Genomic DNA, 17866 nt, shown 5'->3' on the forward strand with positions numbered 1-17866 from the left:
GGCCGGCGAATGTAAATGTGGCGGTAACGCGCATCAGCTTTCGGGCAGCGGGATGAACTCTTGCTCGTCTCCAGGAACGATATCGAAGCGGCCCGTCTTCCATTCTTCTTTCGCCTGTTCGATGCGTTCCTTTGAGGACGATACGAAATTCCACCAGATATAACGTTTCGAACCGAGCGAAGCGCCGCCAAACAGCATGAAATGGGCGCCGCCTTCCGATGAGACAACGATCTCATCGCCAGGCCGGAAAACCAGCAGCCGCTCGGCCGGAAAGCTGTCACCGGATATCGAAACCACGCCTTCCAGCGTATAGATGGCGCGCTCCTCGGCTTCGGCCGGGATTTTCACGCTGGCACCCGGCGCCAGCCTGAGATCGGCATATAGCGTGTCCGAAGCGGTGGCGACCGGGGAGCGCAGCCCGGAAAACGCACCGATGACGATACGCCCGCTGACACCCTCTGCATCGATCTCGGGCAGGCGCGGGGCCGCGGTGTTTTCGAAGACCGGTGCGACCTCTTCCTTGCCGTCCGGCAGCGCCAACCATGTCTGCAGGCCGGAAACCGACATTGGCGCGCCGCGCAATTCTTCCGGCGTGCGCTCCGAATGGACGATGCCGCGGCCGGCAGTCATCAAATTCACGTCGCCGGGCTGGATCACCATCTCGGTGCCGAGCGAATCGCGGTGCCTGATCTTGCCGTCGAACAGGTAGGTCACCGTCGACAGGCCGATGTGCGGATGTGGACGTACGTCGAGCGCCTGACCGGCCCGCAGAACGGCCGGACCCATGCGGTCAAAGAAGATGAACGGTCCGACCAGCCGGCGCCTGGCCGTCGGCAGGGCGCGGCGAACCTGAAATCCGCCAATATCCTTGGCGTTCGGAATAACCATCAGCTCGATCTGATCGCTGGCGAAGGCATCGCCCATCTGCGGATCGTTTCCGGGAAAGAAGCTCACGCGGTCCCCTCAGGCGAAGCGAAGTGCAGATTTGGCCTTCGCCTTGGCCGCCACCTCTTCGCGATTGCGCGGATGCTGCGTCGTCTCGAGGCTGTCGAGCAATTCGCGCGCCGAGGCGGCAATGGCCTCGACGGCATGGTCGAACGCATGCTGGTTCTGTTTCGACGGCCGCGTCGTCCCGCTCAGCTTACGAACAAACTGAAGTGCGGCATCGCGGACCTCGTCATTGGTTGCCGGCGGATCGAAATTGAACAGGGTTTTGATGTTTCTGCACATCGTTCGCAATCTCCTCTCGTCCTGGAGCCGTTTCAAACGGGATGAGTTTTATCCTCAATCATGATGTCCAAAGCCGGTAAGCACAATCGTCGTTCGAGGCCGCGCCTCAATCCGCATCCAACGGCTCTGTCCCCACCGGCTTGCCGTCACGCGACAGCCTGATTTTCTCGACCTTGTCCTCGGCCGCCTTCAGCAGCCGGTCGCAATGCGCCTTCAGCGCCTCGCCGCGCTCGTAAATCCGGATCGACTGGTCTAGCGGCACATCGCCGCGCTCCAGATCGTCGACGATCCTCTCCAGCGCCTCGAGTGCCTGCTCGAAGCTCATCGCCTTGACGTCCTCGTTGGTCTCACCAGCCATCATCTATCCCTTCATCAGCCGCCCGACATGGGCGGCGACTGAAAATGCCAATCCCTGCAGATCGTAGCCGCCCTCGAGCAGACTGACGAGCCGGTTGCCGCTATGGCGTCCGGCACGTTCGAGCAACTGGCCGGTTGCCCAGTCGAAATCATCCTCGGTCAGGTTGATCTCGGCCAGCGGATCGCGGTGGTGGGCGTCGAAGCCGGCGGAGATGATGATGAGGTCGGGCGCAAAATTATCGAGCGCCGGCAGGACACGTGAGAGAAAGGCGTCGCGGAAACTGTCGCTGCCGCTCTGCGGCGCCAGCGGCGCGTTGACGATGTTGCCGGCGCCGGTCTCGCTCACGGCCCCGGTTCCCGGGTAAAGCGGCATCTGGTGTGTCGAGCAATAGAGCACCGACGGATCGTCCCAGAAGATGTCCTGCGTGCCGTTGCCGTGATGCACATCCCAGTCGACGACGGCGACGCGGTCGGCGCCATGGTTCTTCTGCGCGTAGCGTGCGGCGATCGCCGCGGTGTTGAACAGGCAAAAACCCATCGAGGTGGTCTTTTCGGCATGATGGCCGGGCGGCCGCGCGGCAACGAAGACGTTGTCGGCACGGCCGTTGAAGACGTCGTCGACAGCGGCGTTGGCTGCGCCGATCGCGGTCACGGCCGCCTGCCAGCTCTTCGGGCTGGCGGTGGTGTCGGCGTCGATACGGGCGATGCCGGTGTCCGGTATCGCTGTGCGGACCCGTTTGACGAATTCGGGCGGATGTGCGTAGAGGATGGTTGCCTCGTCGCCTTCCGGCGCCTGGACGCGATCGAGCGTCACGAAAGCCTCATCGTCAAGCACACGCTCAATGGCGCGCAAACGATCCGGCCGCTCCGGATGACCGGGCGGTGTTATGTGCTCGAGGAAAATCGGGTGGGTGTAAAGTCTCGTAGCCATGCCCCGATATAGGCGCGCCTCGCCGCTTTGGCCATGTTTTCGCGCGGTGGTGACACGATGTTCAACAGGGTTTAGGCAACCGGCGTCGGCTGAGCCCACCGCGAGCCGCCTTGGATCGGCCAAAAGATGACCTCAGGCCGGTGATCGGTCAACCTCGGGCTGTATCGCCGACAGTCGATCAGGTTGATGCAGCCTGCCGGTGCGATTGAGCAGCCCTTCCAGAAGAACCTTGAACGCCTTCACTGCCTTCTTCGATGTCGCTTCGGGATCGTTCGAATTTGCGATCCACTGCGCCGCATGCAGCGAGGCGCCGCTGACCAGCCTTGCCGCGGCTTCGGGATCGACGGCGAGAATTGTCCCCTCGTCGCTCAGTCTTTGCAGGCTCTCTGTCATCGAACGGATGCATGTGCTCTGGCTTGGCCATTGCGATGGGTCGCCGAGCACCGCCGGCCCGTCACGAAGCACGATACGCTGGATCTCCGGCTCCAGCGCCATCTCGATATAGGCAGTACATTCGTCGACAAAGCCCTGCCAGAGATTGTCCGGCTTGGCCGAAACGACCTTCAACCGGGCCGACATTTCCGCGTCGATCTCGGCGATGACCGCCTGGAGAAGGCCTTTCTTGTCACCGAAGTGATGATAAAGCGCGCCGCGCGTCAGCCCGGCCGACGCCGTGAAATCGTCCATCGAGGCTTCGGCATAGCCGAGCGTGCCGAAGGCCTGGCGCGCCGCGGCAATCAGCTTGGCGCGGGTTTCGGCAATCATCTCCTTGCGTGGTCTATGCATGCTCTGGCCCTATTAACATACGTCTCGTATGCCAATTGACATACGCGGCGTATGATATATCTAAACTCATACGTTACGTATGTAATCGCCGAACCGTCCGTTGTCGAGGAGCCAGACGATGCAAAATCCCTATTCCCAGATCTTTCGCGCGCCCGGCGCCAAAGGCTTCGCCGCCGCCGGGTTTGTTGCCCGGCTGCCGATCGCCATGGCTCCGATCGGGATCGTCGCAATGCTGTCGCAGACCGATGGCGAATACTGGCTGGCCGGCGCCGTCTCCGCAACATATGCGCTTGCCAACGCTTTCGTCGCCCCGCAGGTATCGCGACTGGTGGATCGTCTCGGCCAGACGCGGATTGTGGTGCCGACTACCGTGATTTCCACGCTCGCTTTCGTGATCCTGATCGCGGCGGCCAATCAGCATTGGCCGATATGGACGCTATTCGTCTCGGCGCTGCTCGCCGCCGTCATGCCCAGCATCCCGGCAATGGTGCGCGCACGCTGGACCGAGATTTTTCGCAACCGCCCCGAGCTGAACACGGCGTTCGCCTTCGAATCGGCGGCGGACGAACTGGTGTACATCGCCGGCGCATCGCTGTCGGTCGGACTGAGCGTCGCGCTTTTCCCGGAGGCGGGAGTGCTCGCGAGCACATTGTTCCTCGCCTTCGGTTCGACGGCCTTCATCCTGCAGCGCTCGACCGAACCGCGAGCCCGACCGGTGGAACACGGTTCGGGCGGCTCGGCAATCCGCCTGCGGCCGGTCCAGATCATCACCTTGGCCCTGATCTTCATCGGCGCGACCTTCGCCACCACCGAGGTGAGCACCGTGGCGATCACCAAGGAGCTTGGCCAGCCGGGCGCCGCCAGCTTCGTCATCGGCGTCTACGCGCTCGGATCGTTCGTGGTCGGCATCATCATCGGCGCCCTGAACCTGAAAATGCCGCTGCAAATTCAGCTTGCCATCGCAATCGCCATCATTGCGCTTACCACGCTGCCGCTGCTCGCCGCCGACACTGTGCCGCTGCTGGCACTGGCCGTCTTCGTCAGCGGCGTGGCGATCTCGCCGACCTTCATCACGGCATTCGGCCTGATCGAGCGGCGCGTGCCCGAGGCGATGCTGACCGAAGGCGTGACCTGGGTGATGACCGGCATCGGCATCGGCATGGCGCTCGGCTCGTTCGCCGCCGGCTGGGTGGTAGACGCTTTCGGCGCGCAGAACGGGTTCTGGGTATCGGTGGCATCGGGCACAATCGCGCTGGTCATCGTGCTCGCCGGCCAGCGCAGTCTGGCCATCCACACATGCGAGCTGGACGGATGCAACGCAGCCGCCGTTCCCGCGGAATAGCCGCACACGCGTCCGGTCCAGCTCACGAACCGGACGCAGTTCTCTTTGAAGAAGCCCGGCTTTTTTGGGACTGTTCAAGCCGGTTGCGAATCTCGTCCCCGTCAAGAACGACAATAGGAGTCCCCAATGCCTCGACCATATCCGGGTTCAGATGGGGCATGGTTTCAGCGCGCCCAACCATTGGCGGGCACTCTCCAGCGCAATAAACGGCAGAATTGGTGACACGCAGAATCTCCCACAACACTTTGTAGAGACGCGGATCATTTGGCGGCCGCGCGACGGTGAAGCCGGAACAGCGCGACGCATCATCAGGATCAAGGTTGAGATAGAGGTCGGCTTGAGCAAGGGTCGGCGAGACCTCGTAGGTGACGACCCAGCATGAGAATTCAGGCTCACGCCTGGTGATGAACGGCGCGAAGGCGTCGTCTACGATCGATGTGGGGAAATAGCTCTGCTCCCCATCCTTAAAACAGCCGAGATATGCCTCGAAGCTCATCTCAATTGCCTCCAGTAGGCTAAAGAATCTCGGTCTTGGCGATGTGGATGCCAAAACCTTCGAGGCCGACATAATGGCGCTCGCGCGAGGCGATAAGATTGATCGAGGAAATGCCGAGATCCTTGAGAATTTGCGCGCCGAGGCCGATCTCGCGCCATTCGTTTTCGCGGCGGCGCGCCTCTTCATGATCTTCGCGGTCGCCGGCAGCCGGCCGCTTGCGCTCCTGATGGGCGACGCCGACCGAGCCTTCGCGCAGATAGACGATGACGCCGCGCTGGCGCTCGCCCATCGCCTTCATGATGGCGTCCAGCCTGTGGCTGGTGCCGAAGACGTCACTGACCACGTCCTCGGAATGAAGGCGCACCGGCACCTCGACGCCGTCGCGGATGTCGCCGAAGACGACCGCCACGTGATGCATGGAATCCCAAGGCAGCGTGTAGGTGAAGACCTGTGCCTTGCCGCCGGGCGTCTCGATGTCGGAACAGGCGACACGTTCGACCAGCGTTTCTTTGCGTTGCCGGTAGGCGATGAGGTCGGCAACCGAGATCTGCTTCAACCCGTGCTTTTCGGCGAAGGCCTGCACCTGCGGGCCGCGCATGACAGTGCCGTCATCATTGACCAGCTCGGAAATGACGCCGACCGGCGGCAGGCCGGCGAGCTTGCAGAGGTCGACCGCGGCTTCGGTATGGCCCGAACGCATAAGCACGCCGCCTTCGCGCGCGATCAGCGGAAAGATGTGGCCGGGGCGCACGAAATCGGACGCGCCGACATTGCCGTTGGCGAGATTGCGCACCGTCAGCGTGCGGTCATCCGCCGAAATGCCGGTCGTGGTGCCGTGCTTGAAGTCGACGCTGACGGTAAAGGCAGTGGTGTGGGCAGAATCATTGTCGGCCACCATCGGCGACAGGTTGAGCCGCTTGGCTTCCTCGCGCGGCATCGGCGTGCAGACGATGCCTGACGTGTTGCGCACGATGAACGCCATCTTTTCCGGCGTGCAATGGACGGCGGCGACGATCAGGTCACCCTCGTTCTCGCGCCCGTCATCGTCCATGACGACGACGATCTCGCCGCGCTCGAAGGCGCGCAGGGCTTCAACGATCTTCTTCTGGTCGTAAGGCATAAGTGCTCGCTTCGCTCGCAGGGAATAGGGGAGTAGGGCAGTACGGCAGTAGGGGAAAGGAAAAAATTGGCTGCTTGGCGTGCACCAACATACTGCCCTACTGCCCTACTGCCCTACTCCCCTACCTGTCTGTCCCCGATGCCGCAGATAATGATCGGCAATGGCGCAGGCAACCATCGCCTCGCCGATCGGCACGGCGCGGATGCCGACGCATGGATCGTGCCGGCCCTTGGTCATGATCTCAACATCGTTGCCGTCCTTGTCGATCGACTTTCGCGGCGTCAAGATCGACGAGGTCGGCTTGACGGCGAAACGCGCGACGATCGCTTGGCCGGTCGAGATGCCGCCGAGGATGCCGCCGGCATTGTTGGACAGGAAGACCGGCTTGCCGTCATTGCCCATGCGCATCTCATCCGCATTCTCCTCGCCGGTGATGCGGGCGGCCTCGAAACCGTTGCCGATCTCGACGCCCTTGACGGCGTTGATCGACATCAGGCCGGCGGCGATGTCCTGGTCGAGCTTGGCATAGATCGGCGCGCCAAGCCCCGCCGGAACGCCGTCGGCGACGATCTCGATGACCGCACCGACCGAGGAGCCCGCCTTGCGGATGCCGTCCAGATATTTGGTGAAAACGGCGACCGACGCCGGATCGGGAGTGAAGAACGGGTTTTCGGCGTCGCCGACAAAATTCCAGTTCCAATTGGCGCGATCGATCGATTTTTCGCCCATCGACACCAGCGCGCCGCGCACCACCAGGCCTGGCACGACCTTGCGGGCAAGCGCCCCGGCCGCCACCCGCGCCGCAGTCTCACGCGCCGAGGAGCGACCGCCGCCGCGGTAATCGCGCAGTCCGTATTTGACCTCGTAAGTGTAGTCGGCATGGCCCGGCCGGAACTGGCGGGCGATGTCGCCATAGTCCTTGGAGCGCTGGTCGACATTCTCGATCAGCATCGACACCGGCGTGCCGGTGGTGATCATCGTCTCGCCGTCCTCATCGAGAATGAAGCCGGACAGGACCTTGACCTCATCCGGTTCGCGACGCTGCGTCACAAAACGTGACTGGCCGGGGCGGCGCTTGTCCAGCTCGGCCTGGATCTCGTCGCGAGTGAAGCGGATGCCTGGCGGACAGCCGTCGACGACGCAGCCCAGCGCCGGCCCGTGGCTTTCGCCCCAGGTGGTGACGCGGAAAAGATGGCCGAACGTGTTGTGCGACATGGAACCAGCCCTGCCGGCGGCGGAGCCGGCCTAGCGCATGACCTCGAAAATCGGAGCGATTTTCGGAAACGATCATGCACAAAATCAAAAGTGCTATAGCGTCCTTTGCGCGTCCAGGGGGACGCGCGGCGCTATAGCTTGCCTTCTATTGGCGTTTTCCACAGTGGTCAAACTGTGATCCGGCGGATTTAGTTTTGACACATTCGATTGGTTTCTGCTCAGTTCCGTTCCGTTGGACCGAGCCGCCGTACCGGCAATGATTAAAGAGGACGATGATGCGTATCCTGATTGGCGCTGTTGCCGCCACGCTGTTGATTTCCACCGCCGCCTTCGCCGGCCAGACCGAAGGCCTGATCAAGAAGGTCGACAAGGATGCGCTGACGCTGACGCTTGACGACGGCAAGTCCTACAAGCTGAACGCCGAAACCGACCTCGATGCACTGAAGCCAGGCATGGACATCGTCCTCGCCTACGACGTGACGAATGGCGAGAACGTCGTCACCGACATGGAACTGCCGGACACCGGATCGACCGAATAGGGCACGTCGATATTCAGCTGATGCCGGCCTGATCTGATCTCAACATACGCTACGTCATCGGTTTCAAAGCCACTCCAGGCGCCGGCCGTCCAGCCTGAGCACGCGATCCTGCGGCACTTCCATGCTGACCGCATCTTGTTCGGACATCCCCACCACCAAGCGGAACAGCGCGCGCATGACGCCACCATGGGTCACGCAGACCGTCTGGCGATCGAGCGCGTCGAACCATGGCTTCACCCGTTCCAGCAGCATCTGGTAGCTTTCGGCGCCCTCGCCGGGCGGCTGGAAATTCCATTTGTCGAGGCGGCGTTGCCTGGTCGAACCGGGATTGTTCGCCTCGAGTTCGGCAAAGGTGAAACCCTGCCAATCGCCAAAGCTCAATTCTACGAGCAGCGGCTCGATACGATAGGCGTGCGGATCGAGCTTCATCGCCGCGCGCAGGCGCTCCATCGTCTCGCGCGTGCGCCGCATCGGGCTGGCGACAAAGTCGAAATCCTGGGGGTTGTGGACGAATTCGGCCAGCCGGTGCCCGTTGCGGGTCGCCTGCTCGCGGCCAAGCTCGTTGAGGTCGGTATCGGCCTGCCCCTGCAGCCGGGCCTCGGCGTTCCACGCCGTCTGGCCGTGGCGCACGATATAGACGAGCGGGTACATCAGGTCTTCCGGAAGAGGTCAGGCGGTGGCGTCAGTCTTTGACGGTCGAAATATCCGGCGCGTCGACCGCCTTCATGCCGACGACATGATAGCCGGAATCGACGTGATGGATCTCGCCGGTGACGCCGCGCGAAAGGTCGGACAGGAAATAGACGCCGGAATCGCCGACCTCCTCCTGCGTGACCGTCTGCTTCAGAGGTGAATTGTATTCGTTCCACTTCAGGATATAGCGGAAATCGCCGATGCCGGATGCGGCAAGCGTTTTGATCGGGCCGGCGGAGATGGCGTTGACGCGGATCTTCTTGGCGCCGAGATCGACGGCCAGATAGCGCACGCTGGCCTCGAGTGCCGCCTTGGCAACACCCATGACGTTGTAGTGCGGCATCACCTTTTCCGCACCGTAATAGGTCAGCGTCAGCAGCGAGCCGCCATCGGTCATCAGCGCCTCGGCGCGTTTGGCGATGGTGGTGAAGGAATAGACCGAAATATCCATGGTGCGCAGGAAATTGTCGCGCGTCGTCTCGACATAGCGGCCGGTCAGCTCGTCCTTGTCGGAAAAGGCGATGGCGTGCACGAGGAAATCGAGCTTGCCCCAATGGCTGGCGATGTCGGCGAACACCGCATCGAGGCTGGCCGGGTCGGTCACATCACAATGGCCCGCGACATGCGCGCCCAGTTCCGCCGCAAGCGGCTCGACGCGTTTCTTGAACGCCTCGCCCTGATAGGTCAGCGCGATCTCGGCGCCGTGATCGACACAGGCCTTGGCGATGCCGTAAGCGATCGAGCGATTGTTGGCGATGCCAAGGATAAGGCCGCGCTTGCCGGCCATAAGGCCCCGTCCACCCGCCATGTCAGCGCTCTCCGCAAGGTTCTCTACTTTGTGGAGTGCCTATCGCACAGCCACAGTGCCCCTTCAAGCGTTCAAAGCGGACAGTTCGGGGGACAAAGCCGTTGGTCTACAGAGCCGCGCATGCTTTGGACGCGCAAAGGACGCTGTAGCGCTTCGACCATGCGGTCGTGGGCCCAGTGGAAGAATTCGAACTTGGCGTCGGTGTGGAATGGCGGAAGATGCGCTGGGGGCCGGCATTCGAAACCCTTCACAAATAGCCGTCATTCCGGAAGCTTCTTAGAAGCGGCCACTTAAGATTAGGAGTCGCCTATTGCAGTTCGATGCGTCCCGTGGCCGACGAAAACGCGGATAAGAAGCTAAACCGCGCTGGAGATCACATCGAAGCCAGTCGAACCTCCGCCTGGACAACGGCTCCCGACAAACAGTCCACGCACCGCCGGTATCCCGGCAGCGCCTGGGAATATTTTAGCCATTGCTCGGTCAGGAAGACGCAGGTGTTCCGTCAGCACGCCCTTTATGATCGATCGTACGTCCGTCGTAGCAGCCAAGTCTGTTCCGCCATGAAGCGTATTTCGAGCAAGACCGGGCCAGCGATTGCCTACTCGCCCGCCGGCAACGGCGCCACCCATTAGCAAGGTGACACTCGCGACGCCGTGATCAGTGCCGCCGTCGGTGTTGGGCACCACGGAACGGCCGAACTCCGTGACCACCAGCACCGCCGTCCTGTTCCAGGCAGGCCCGGACGCTTGGGCAAATGCAATGAGACCTCGCGCCAGCCCATTCAAACTCCGCGCCAGCCTTCCGAAGTCCGCTCCCTGCGCCACATGCGTGTCGAAGCCGGCCACCTCGAGCATCGCGATCCGCGGTCCGCCGGTAGCTGAGAGGGCAAGCGCCGCGCTCCTGGCCGCGTCGCCGAAGCGAACCGCGTCGCATGCGGCATGTTGTTCCAGCAGGCTTTCGCTGCCGTTTCCGCCGGACGGCCAAGTGCCCTCGGCGCAGAGGCGGACGAGGTCGAGCCGAGGATTGGCCAGCGCAAGATCAGCCAGCATGTCCATCGATCGATCGGCCGGTCTGGCCCGCCACACCGCCTTCTGCCGGCGCGACAGTACAGACGAAGCCCGGTCGAGCCATCCGGCGCTGTCGCCGTCGATATCGCCGTCGAACAGCGCCGCCTGGGCGGCCGCGTGGGACCGGCCCGCATCTGGAATGGCGGTCGCGGGCACGATGAGCAACTCGCCGCACGAGTAGTGCGGCAGGAGGGGCCTGAGCGCCGGATGAAGCGCGAAGAGCCCGTCGAGCTTGAGCATCTCGGCGACGCCGGAGTTCGGGAAAGGCACGAGGGGCCCGCGCGCCGAGGCAAAATGCGGATCGCCGTAGGGCGGCACGGCAGCTAATGCATCTAGTCCGCCACGCACGTGGACGAGCAGAAGGCGAGGATCTTCGTCCACAAGCGAGGCACCGGCGAGACGCACGCTACCGAACGCGGACGCCAAGGCCAAACCTTGCAGCGCTGCCCTTCGGGTCAGTTGCATTTAGGCTCGTCCGAACTTGGGTTCACCGGCGTACCCGCGGTCATATACCCTAGCAGATCCGTATTCGGGATAAGACTTCCCGTTGTCAGAGCCTTGTTAGTCGGCTGCGCATTGCGAACCAAAAGGCCGGCAAGTGCCGGGGCTGCGAAAGATGTGCCCGAACAGATGTTCCTCCGGAGCTTGCCGCTCTTTCGGCTCTTCCACAGTGACAGGACATTGACGCCCGGTTCAGCATAGGACGCGCCGAATGCCCCCCTGCGCCATAGCGTGTCGCACCAGGCGTTGCTGATGCCTTGGCATTTCCCAGGAGTTGCCACCTGAATATATTCGCTGTTGGAAGCCGACGCGCTGTATATCGCTCCCACCTTGTTTCCTGTCGTCACAGGCGAAAAATAAGTCGCCGCATTGGCCGGGAAATAAGACTGTACCCAAGGACCCTCTTCGTCTTCCCGGGGGTTGCCCGCAGCTATCACAACGCGCACCTGACGGTCGGCGATCTGATAAAGAAGGGCGTCGAGAAACTTAAGATCTTGCAACGTGCTTCCGCGTCTGGTGCTCTCCAGATATGATGCACCCCAACTCACGTTCAGAATATCCCCGGCGACCGCGTTGTCCCGAACATAGCGAAGCGCGAGAAGAGGCGGGCCGAAAATTTCGGTCTTCAGCTTACTGAAGGCCTTTACGATCTTGAGCGGGGCGTCGGGGCTGACACCAACCAGACCTATATACTGGTCGCCCTGCTTGACACGCTTTCCGCCGATAACTGCTGCCACCATCGTCCCGTGCCCTACCGTGTCGTCGAGGCTCGACACGGTCTGGCATGGGCTGCTCGTGCAATCGATGGCTTCCTGAACCTTGAGGAGCCCGGCGGTGACAACGTTCCAATCCACTCCGCTGTCGATGATCCATACGGTGGGCGATCCTGAAGCCACCGGCTGTGGTGACCCGACGACCCTGCAGACGCTGGGAGGGACAACGTCCGCAGTCGGCGAGATGCCCAGGAGTTCCGGCCCCTCGCAGCTGGCACCATCGAACAGGTTCACCACGAAAGGATCCGGCTCCTCATATCCCCTGGAGCGCAGCTCTTCGATCTCGCTCTCGGAAAAGGTCCCCGTCACGATGCTGATACCGATATCCGGCATATCCACCGCTTCCAGCTTGCCCTTGCCTGCGATGAACTTGTTCAGCGCGCCGATATCCTTGCGTAACTCCGCCGCCCTGGCGATGTCGACGATGAAAGTCCTTTCGATGTCACCGCTGTCGGTTAGGCCCTCCTCGCTTGACGCTTCCGGTCTCACTGTTCCGACAACGGCGAGGAGACAGCCGAGCAACAGCACACGAAGTTGAGCAAGTATCATTCGTACACCCTCCGGCTGTCGTTACTGATACCGCGAGGATCAGAATGCTCCCAATACGGCTTTCTGTCCATGAAAACATCGAGTCGATGGGAGCATGCCGCCTGCGCATTGCTTGCGACAGATGCAAAATGCGTTTAGGCTATTTGCATTGACCTCGGAGGGGAGCCTCGGCGATGCCCAGGGCAGAATTGAAGCCAGGTCGGCAAGTCCAAGAGATCGGCGCAGCGATCGTAGGGGCCTGGCTCAAGCTTTTGCCGGCCTCATCACGTATCTTGTCCATGGATTCAACAGATCCCCTAACAATTACCATTGATCGGCAGATTTTCGCCGTCGGTGATACTATCAGACTTCGGCCGGAAGCAGGCCGTGCCATCGGCAACATCAGGGTCCGGACCGCCGCCGCCGGAACAGCGCCACATTCGCAGACACTGACGATAGAAGATCTAAATGGGCAGCCCATAAAATACGAGGATGACCCTCTCGACGGGGGCGACGCGATCCCGGATGCTGTCGCCTATGCGGACCTGAAGCGTGATCTCAAGATCGTGCTGGAAGACATCGTGGAAACGGGAGTGTCTGTCGAAGTTCACGTGGACGAACCGAACTTGATCAATGTGGTGGTGCCCCAGGTGCCGAGGGGGGTCCTGACCCGCGGCGATCTGATCGATTATCTCCACGACTATCACAAATATGCCCAGGGCAGGCACTACCATGACGAGCTAGCCACGGCCGTGCTCTTCGGCTGCAGATAGTCGCCAGTCCCTACTCGGGCAATCCCGCTTCCCGCATGCCGTTGAGCAGCGTGTTGCGGTCTCCGTCCAGCTTGTAAGGTTCCTTGGTGGCGAACCGCCGCCGGGAGAACTCCGGTGCGCCACGCAGAACCAGCAACGTGTAGCTCTTCGCCTCTTGGCTTCGGCCAAGCAGGGCGTTCGCTGCAGCCAGATAGACCTTAACCCAGGTCGGCATGGTGGACGAGCGGCCCAGATCGACAACTGCCTTATCCGGACGGTGGGCTATGAAATGGGCAAGACCGCGGAACGGCCAATACCATGAAGGCTCGTACAGGGGATCGAGCACTCGCGCCCGTTCGAACCAGTCCAAGGCACTTTGGGGCTCGCCGGCAAATGTTTGATAAGTCCCTTGATAGGAGACCTGCTCGGGATCGTGCGGATTGAGTTCGAGCGCGCGTGTGTAAAGCTGAGATGCGACGTCGAAATCACGACGGTGGAGGAGCACCCAGCCCAGTATGTTCAGGCAGACTGGATCGTTGGGGGAAAGCGCCACCGCTTTTTTGGCGATGTCATAAGCCTCGGCAAGCACCGCATCCGACGGCCCCATGTCGCGAAACCATTCAAGCTGTTTGTAGTGGGCGAGCTTGGCGTACGCGCGCCCGTAGGATGGATCGAGCTCGATCGCCCGCTGATACCACTGTCGAGCCTCCATTTCGGCCGCGATGTCGCCCAGGGGCAGGGCATTGCCCCGCAGCACGCACTCATAGGCCGCGAGATTGGCAGGTGGTTTACGCCGCGCCTTCTCGGCGCCTGCGGCCGTAAGACGGCCGATAACGGTCCCGACGATCTTTCCGATCAGTTCGTCCTGGACATCGAAGATGTCCTGCTCGTCCCCGTCGTAGCGCTCGGCCCACAAGCACTCACCCGAGATTGCGTCGACCAGCTCGCATGTAATGCGCATTCGCCGGCCCATGCGGCGGATCCCGCCTTCAATGACGAAATCCACGCCGTTATCCGCGACCAGGTCCACATCCTTGAGCCGCGTCGACGTATAATGGGACGCAACCGTAAGCTGAGTAAAGCGCGTCAGTTCCGTGACGATGTCTTCGGTGAAGCCGCCACTGAAATAGGGTTGGACGTCGCCCGCGCTCTTGAACGGGCGAACGAGAATGGAGGGCTTGCTCGGACCAGCCACCTGCGCAGTCGATGCAGGTGGCAGCCCTTTGGGCTTTTGGAACAACGAGTATACGGGAATCGGGCGTGGAATGTTCTTGAGATGCTGTTCGCCGCAATATTCAAACGGAAGATTAATTTTGTCGCGAACTTCGTCGTGCACCTTTCCGGAAAGGCAGATACCGCCCGGGCTGGCGAACTGTTCCAGACGCGCGGCTATGTTGACGGTATCTCCAAACACATCGCCATCGGTATCGACAATGATATCACCGAAGTTGAGCCCAATCCGGAGAAAAATTTCCTGGCTGGCCTTCCCCGAAGACTGGCCAACAAGCAGTTCCTGGACTTCCACTGCCGACTGCACGGCTTCGAAAGCGCTTGGGAACTCGGCCAGCATCCCGTCTCCGGTCGTTCTCACGACCCGTCCCCGGTGCTGCGTGATCCTAGGCTCTATGTCGTCCTGCATGAGATGCTTGACGAGCGCGAAGGTGCGCTCCTCGTCCCGGGCCATCAGCGACGAGTAACCGACCATGTCAGCAGCCAGGATAGCCGTCAGACGTCGCTGAAGATTGCTGTCGCCCGCGTTCATTCTCTCCCTCGGCGGGTTATATTATGTTCGAAATTGGCTTGACGATATCAAAGCGTCTCGCAGGAGTTTGCATCATACTCCAGTGCGTGTCAGCGTGCGAATGAGCAATTGGTGTAGAGGATTGAACAGTGAGGGCCGTGCTTGGGTGAAGGGTCCATAGTGTCGGAGCGGCAGGCGTCCGAGGCAGGGGCCGGCGGGTCAAGCTTGGTTTACGGCCCCATCGTGATCACCGATCCCACGCTCGGATGCCCGATCACGGTCGCGGTCGGTCCCGTACGAGGGGCCAGACCTTCTCGTTTTGTGTCAGGGTGGGGCAACACCACCCAGGAGGCGGCAACCGCCTGCGGGTATGAGGCCGATGAAACCTATTTCGCCCAGATGATCCCTCATGAGCGACTCTCACGCGCCCGCGCCGGCGAATTGCGCGGGCGCGTGATCGAGCCGCCTGCACTCACACTTTTCAGTGATGCGCAGTATTGCGAGCGGCTGCATTGGAACAAAAACGTCGATGATAGCCGCGCGGTCCCGATCCGCTGGCGCAGGTCGCAGCCGCTGGACTGGATCCGGAGTGATCCGCGCTTCAGCACGAGCGAGGCCTGGGTGCCTGCGGGATTGTGCTTTCTCGGGTATCCCAACAATGAGTCATCAGGTCTGCCCCCGGCGGACTCCAATGGTCTTGCGAGGGGATCGAGCATAGAGGACGCGGTCGTGCGCGGCTTCTGCGAAGTCGTGGAGCGCGATGCAACAGCCATATGGTGGTACAATCAGCTGGTTCTGCCTCGGATAGACCTGACTTCGCTGTCGGATGGACTGGCGTCCCAGTACGCCGATTGGCTGCTGACGCAGAACCGCGAATTGCGGCTTCTGCTCCTGACGCTTGACCTGCCCATCCCCATTGTCGCTGCAATTTCTCATCACGTCGGGGGTGGCGCGATTGCGTTCGGATTCGCGGCCGGACGATCCATGTCGGAGGCGACCCGGCGCGCGGTGGGGGAACTTGCAGAATGTGAGGCGAACCTTACCCTGCTCAAACGGAACGCCGATATGTCCGGCACGGCGGCCTTCACCCCCGGCGCGCTGCACCTCTATCGGTGGCACATGGACGAGAACATTCACCGCCGTCCTCACCTGTCCGGCAATTCAGCAGTTCAGGCCTCGTCAGCCGAGTTGCGACTGGATTGGAACTATTGCCTCGACATCTGCCGCGAGCAGGAACTTGAGATCTTTGCGGTCAACCTGGCGCACAACGCCGAATCGCCTGTTGCACGAGTGTTTGTACCTGGACTTCGTCCTACCAAGCCCCGGTTGGGCGGCGGCAGGCTCTATGATGTTCCTATGCGCCTAGGTTTGAGGCCATCAGTTTCCCAGGCCATCCACGAGGTTCCCTTTCCACTGTGATCCGTATGGTCGCGGGCATGCCCACCCACTCATGCCCGCTTTTCACACATGGTATCAAGCGCCGGCCTTTTCGACTGTCAGCTCTTTCGCCGGCGCATCAGCGCCTCGAGCTCGGTGTCACCGCCTTCCGGCAGCATCAGTCGCACATGCGCGTAGAGATCGCCGTGACCGCCGGCTTTTTCCGGCAGGCCCCTGCCCTTCAGCCGCAGAACCTTGTCCGAGCTCGACCAAGGGGGAACATTGACCGCAATCCTGCCGGTCGGGGTTTCGACCGCCACCTTGGCGCCATGCACCGCATCGGCCAGTTCCACCGGCAGGTCGACATGCAGGTCGCGGCCCTCGACGCGGTAGCGAGGGTGCCGGCGAAAGCGGATCTTGACCAATGCATCGCCCGGCTGCCCCGGCCCTTGCTCACCCTGACCTTTCAGGCGGATGGTCTGGCCGTCCTCGACATAGGCCGGCAACTTGACCGCCATCTTGCGGCCGTCGGGGAACATCGCCGTCACCTTCTCCGCGGTTGCGGCTTCCTCGATGGTGACGTCCAGCGCCACGTTCAGATCGGCGGCGGTCGTGGCCTGACGGCGGCCGCCCGTGCCGGCGCCGCGCTGCTGGGTGAAAGCATCGCCGAAGATCTGGCTGAAGATGTCGCTGTTGCCGTCGAACGGATCACCGCCGGGACGGCCCGTGCGGAATTCGAAATGCGCACCGCCCGGCCCTTGCTGCCGGCGGAAACCGGCGAAAGGATCGGCGCCGCCAGTCGCGCCTTCGAACCCCTGGAACCGCGGTTTGCCTTCGGCGTCGATCTCACCGCGATCGAAAGCCGCCCGGTTCTTCTCGTCGCCGACGATCTCGTAAGCCTGGTTGGCGGCGGCAAAACGCTCCTTTGCCTTGGGATCCGGGTTCTGGTCCGGATGGTACTTCTTGGCGAGCTTCCGGTACGCCGATTTTATGTCCTTGGCCGATGCGTTCTTGGCAACGCCCAGCACCTCATAGGGGTCGCGCATGCTTACTGCCCTGGAGAAGGAGTGGTTCCATGATCGCCTCCTATATGCGCTTGCATAGGAAGAAATTCCAGTGGGTTACCACTATATCACCGGCGGAAAATCAGAGCGCCTTGAAGTCCTGCATTCGCCAGGCGCTGCCGCCGGCCAGGCATACTTCGCCCTTGAACAGCACGACGCCGTCGAAGCTTTCGCGCGACGCTGTGAAGCGACGGCATATCTCGCCGTTAGCCCTGAATTCCGCGAGCTCGGTGATGGAGCCGCGTGAGCCGGTGTCAGCATTCGCCCAGGGAACGGCCTGCCCGGCCAGTTGCTCGACGTCGGCGGAGGACACGGCGTTGCGGATCGTGGCCTGGTCGGAGGCGCGGTCCTGATCGAGCGGCGTGACCGAGGCCGGCGTGCTCGAGGTCAGAACCGAGCGGTCGACCTCCGCCTGTTCCAGGCTGAAGCCGCCACCGCCACAGGCGGCAAGCGGCAGGATGACTATCACGATCATAGCTTTGGCGCTGGCCGAAGCGATAACGCTCCATTGCCCACTGTCAAAAGCTTGCGCGATACGCGACAATC

19 protein-coding genes are annotated in these 17866 nt (G+C 61.9%); 4 read left to right on the forward strand and 15 right to left on the reverse strand.

Going from position 1 to position 17866, the window contains the following annotated elements:
* Nucleotides 1–33: 33 nt before the first annotated feature.
* The 5 genes from RQ479_RS14805 to RQ479_RS14825 form a co-directional block, all read right to left on the reverse strand.
* Nucleotides 34–954 (reverse strand): pirin family protein, encoded by a 921-nt coding sequence (locus RQ479_RS14805; RefSeq protein ID WP_376705642.1) that lies wholly within the window; start codon nucleotides 952–954, stop codon nucleotides 34–36.
* A gap of 9 nt (nucleotides 955–963) precedes the next feature.
* Entirely contained in the window at nucleotides 964–1230 is a 267-nt protein-coding gene (locus RQ479_RS14810; protein ID WP_023716908.1) for a DUF2277 domain-containing protein, read from the reverse strand.
* Between the two features lie 106 nt (nucleotides 1231–1336).
* Nucleotides 1337–1588 carry an exodeoxyribonuclease VII small subunit gene (locus tag RQ479_RS14815; protein ID WP_031211056.1) on the reverse strand — a complete coding sequence of 84 codons (252 nt, stop codon included), beginning with the start codon at nucleotides 1586–1588 and terminating at the stop codon, nucleotides 1337–1339.
* Between the two features lie 3 nt (nucleotides 1589–1591).
* Nucleotides 1592–2518, reverse strand: a complete 927-nt coding sequence (locus RQ479_RS14820; protein WP_376705643.1) for a histone deacetylase family protein — start codon at nucleotides 2516–2518, stop codon at nucleotides 1592–1594.
* Between the two features lie 132 nt (nucleotides 2519–2650).
* The gene (locus RQ479_RS14825; protein ID WP_376705644.1) at nucleotides 2651–3304 is read right to left on the reverse strand and encodes a TetR/AcrR family transcriptional regulator; all 654 of its coding nucleotides are present in this window, start codon (nucleotides 3302–3304) and stop codon (nucleotides 2651–2653) included.
* A 118-nt stretch (nucleotides 3305–3422) separates the two neighbouring features.
* Here RQ479_RS14825 and RQ479_RS14830 point away from each other — a divergent pair, with 118 nt between their 5' ends.
* On the forward strand, nucleotides 3423–4646 hold the full coding sequence (locus RQ479_RS14830) for an MFS transporter (RefSeq protein ID WP_376705645.1): 1224 nt from the start codon (nucleotides 3423–3425) through the stop codon (nucleotides 4644–4646).
* Between the two features lie 22 nt (nucleotides 4647–4668).
* Here the strand turns inward: RQ479_RS14830 and RQ479_RS14835 are convergent, their stop codons facing one another.
* The 3 genes from RQ479_RS14835 to aroC form a co-directional block, all read right to left on the reverse strand.
* Nucleotides 4669–5142 carry a hypothetical protein gene (locus tag RQ479_RS14835; protein WP_376705646.1) on the reverse strand — a complete coding sequence of 158 codons (474 nt, stop codon included), beginning with the start codon at nucleotides 5140–5142 and terminating at the stop codon, nucleotides 4669–4671.
* 19 nt (nucleotides 5143–5161) lie between these two features.
* Nucleotides 5162–6262 carry a 3,4-dihydroxy-2-butanone-4-phosphate synthase gene (ribB, locus tag RQ479_RS14840; RefSeq protein WP_023674113.1) on the reverse strand — a complete coding sequence of 367 codons (1101 nt, stop codon included), beginning with the start codon at nucleotides 6260–6262 and terminating at the stop codon, nucleotides 5162–5164.
* A 105-nt stretch (nucleotides 6263–6367) separates the two neighbouring features.
* Nucleotides 6368–7477: a chorismate synthase gene (aroC, locus tag RQ479_RS14845; RefSeq protein ID WP_376705647.1), complete on the reverse strand. Its 1110-nt coding sequence runs from the start codon at nucleotides 7475–7477 to the stop codon at nucleotides 6368–6370.
* A gap of 275 nt (nucleotides 7478–7752) precedes the next feature.
* On the opposite strand from aroC, the gene RQ479_RS14850 reads away from it, so the two are divergent.
* Nucleotides 7753–8016 carry a DUF1344 domain-containing protein gene (locus RQ479_RS14850; protein ID WP_023716902.1) on the forward strand — a complete coding sequence of 88 codons (264 nt, stop codon included), beginning with the start codon at nucleotides 7753–7755 and terminating at the stop codon, nucleotides 8014–8016.
* Between the two features lie 63 nt (nucleotides 8017–8079).
* Here the strand turns inward: RQ479_RS14850 and RQ479_RS14855 are convergent, their stop codons facing one another.
* The 4 genes from RQ479_RS14855 to RQ479_RS14870 all read right to left on the reverse strand — a co-directional run bounded on the left by RQ479_RS14855 (nucleotide 8080) and on the right by RQ479_RS14870 (nucleotide 12407).
* The gene (locus RQ479_RS14855) at nucleotides 8080–8667 is read right to left on the reverse strand and encodes a histidine phosphatase family protein (protein ID WP_376705648.1); all 588 of its coding nucleotides are present in this window, start codon (nucleotides 8665–8667) and stop codon (nucleotides 8080–8082) included.
* 31 nt (nucleotides 8668–8698) lie between these two features.
* A complete protein-coding gene (fabI, locus tag RQ479_RS14860) occupies nucleotides 8699–9517 on the reverse strand; it encodes an enoyl-ACP reductase FabI (protein ID WP_031211054.1) in 819 nt (272 codons plus the stop codon).
* Between the two features lie 356 nt (nucleotides 9518–9873).
* Complete coding sequence (locus tag RQ479_RS14865) at nucleotides 9874–10824, reverse strand: DUF1501 domain-containing protein (RefSeq protein WP_376705649.1); 951 nt, start codon at nucleotides 10822–10824, stop codon at nucleotides 9874–9876.
* A 215-nt stretch (nucleotides 10825–11039) separates the two neighbouring features.
* Complete coding sequence (locus RQ479_RS14870) at nucleotides 11040–12407, reverse strand: S8 family serine peptidase (protein WP_376705650.1); 1368 nt, start codon at nucleotides 12405–12407, stop codon at nucleotides 11040–11042.
* 173 nt (nucleotides 12408–12580) lie between these two features.
* Between RQ479_RS14870 and RQ479_RS14875 the strand changes: the two genes are divergently transcribed.
* Nucleotides 12581–13159, forward strand: a complete 579-nt coding sequence (locus RQ479_RS14875) for a hypothetical protein (protein WP_292663892.1) — start codon at nucleotides 12581–12583, stop codon at nucleotides 13157–13159.
* Between the two features lie 10 nt (nucleotides 13160–13169).
* Here RQ479_RS14875 and RQ479_RS14880 read toward each other — a convergent pair whose 3' ends face one another.
* The gene (locus tag RQ479_RS14880; RefSeq protein ID WP_352463870.1) at nucleotides 13170–14900 is read right to left on the reverse strand and encodes an adenylate/guanylate cyclase domain-containing protein; all 1731 of its coding nucleotides are present in this window, start codon (nucleotides 14898–14900) and stop codon (nucleotides 13170–13172) included.
* A 204-nt stretch (nucleotides 14901–15104) separates the two neighbouring features.
* On the opposite strand from RQ479_RS14880, the gene RQ479_RS14885 reads away from it, so the two are divergent.
* Entirely contained in the window at nucleotides 15105–16298 is a 1194-nt protein-coding gene (locus tag RQ479_RS14885) for a YcaO-like family protein (protein ID WP_352463869.1), read from the forward strand.
* Nucleotides 16299–16375: 77 nt separating this feature from the next.
* Here RQ479_RS14885 and RQ479_RS14890 read toward each other — a convergent pair whose 3' ends face one another.
* Nucleotides 16376–17302, reverse strand: coding sequence for a DnaJ C-terminal domain-containing protein (locus RQ479_RS14890; protein ID WP_376705651.1), 927 nt, complete (start codon nucleotides 17300–17302; stop codon nucleotides 16376–16378).
* A 100-nt stretch (nucleotides 17303–17402) separates the two neighbouring features.
* Nucleotides 17403–17864: an RT0821/Lpp0805 family surface protein gene (locus RQ479_RS14895; protein ID WP_376705652.1), complete on the reverse strand. Its 462-nt coding sequence runs from the start codon at nucleotides 17862–17864 to the stop codon at nucleotides 17403–17405.
* Nucleotides 17865–17866: the final 2 nt, after the last annotated feature.

The organism is Mesorhizobium sp. ISC25 (assembly GCF_042295465.1).
Classification (GTDB): domain Bacteria; phylum Pseudomonadota; class Alphaproteobacteria; order Rhizobiales; family Rhizobiaceae; genus Mesorhizobium.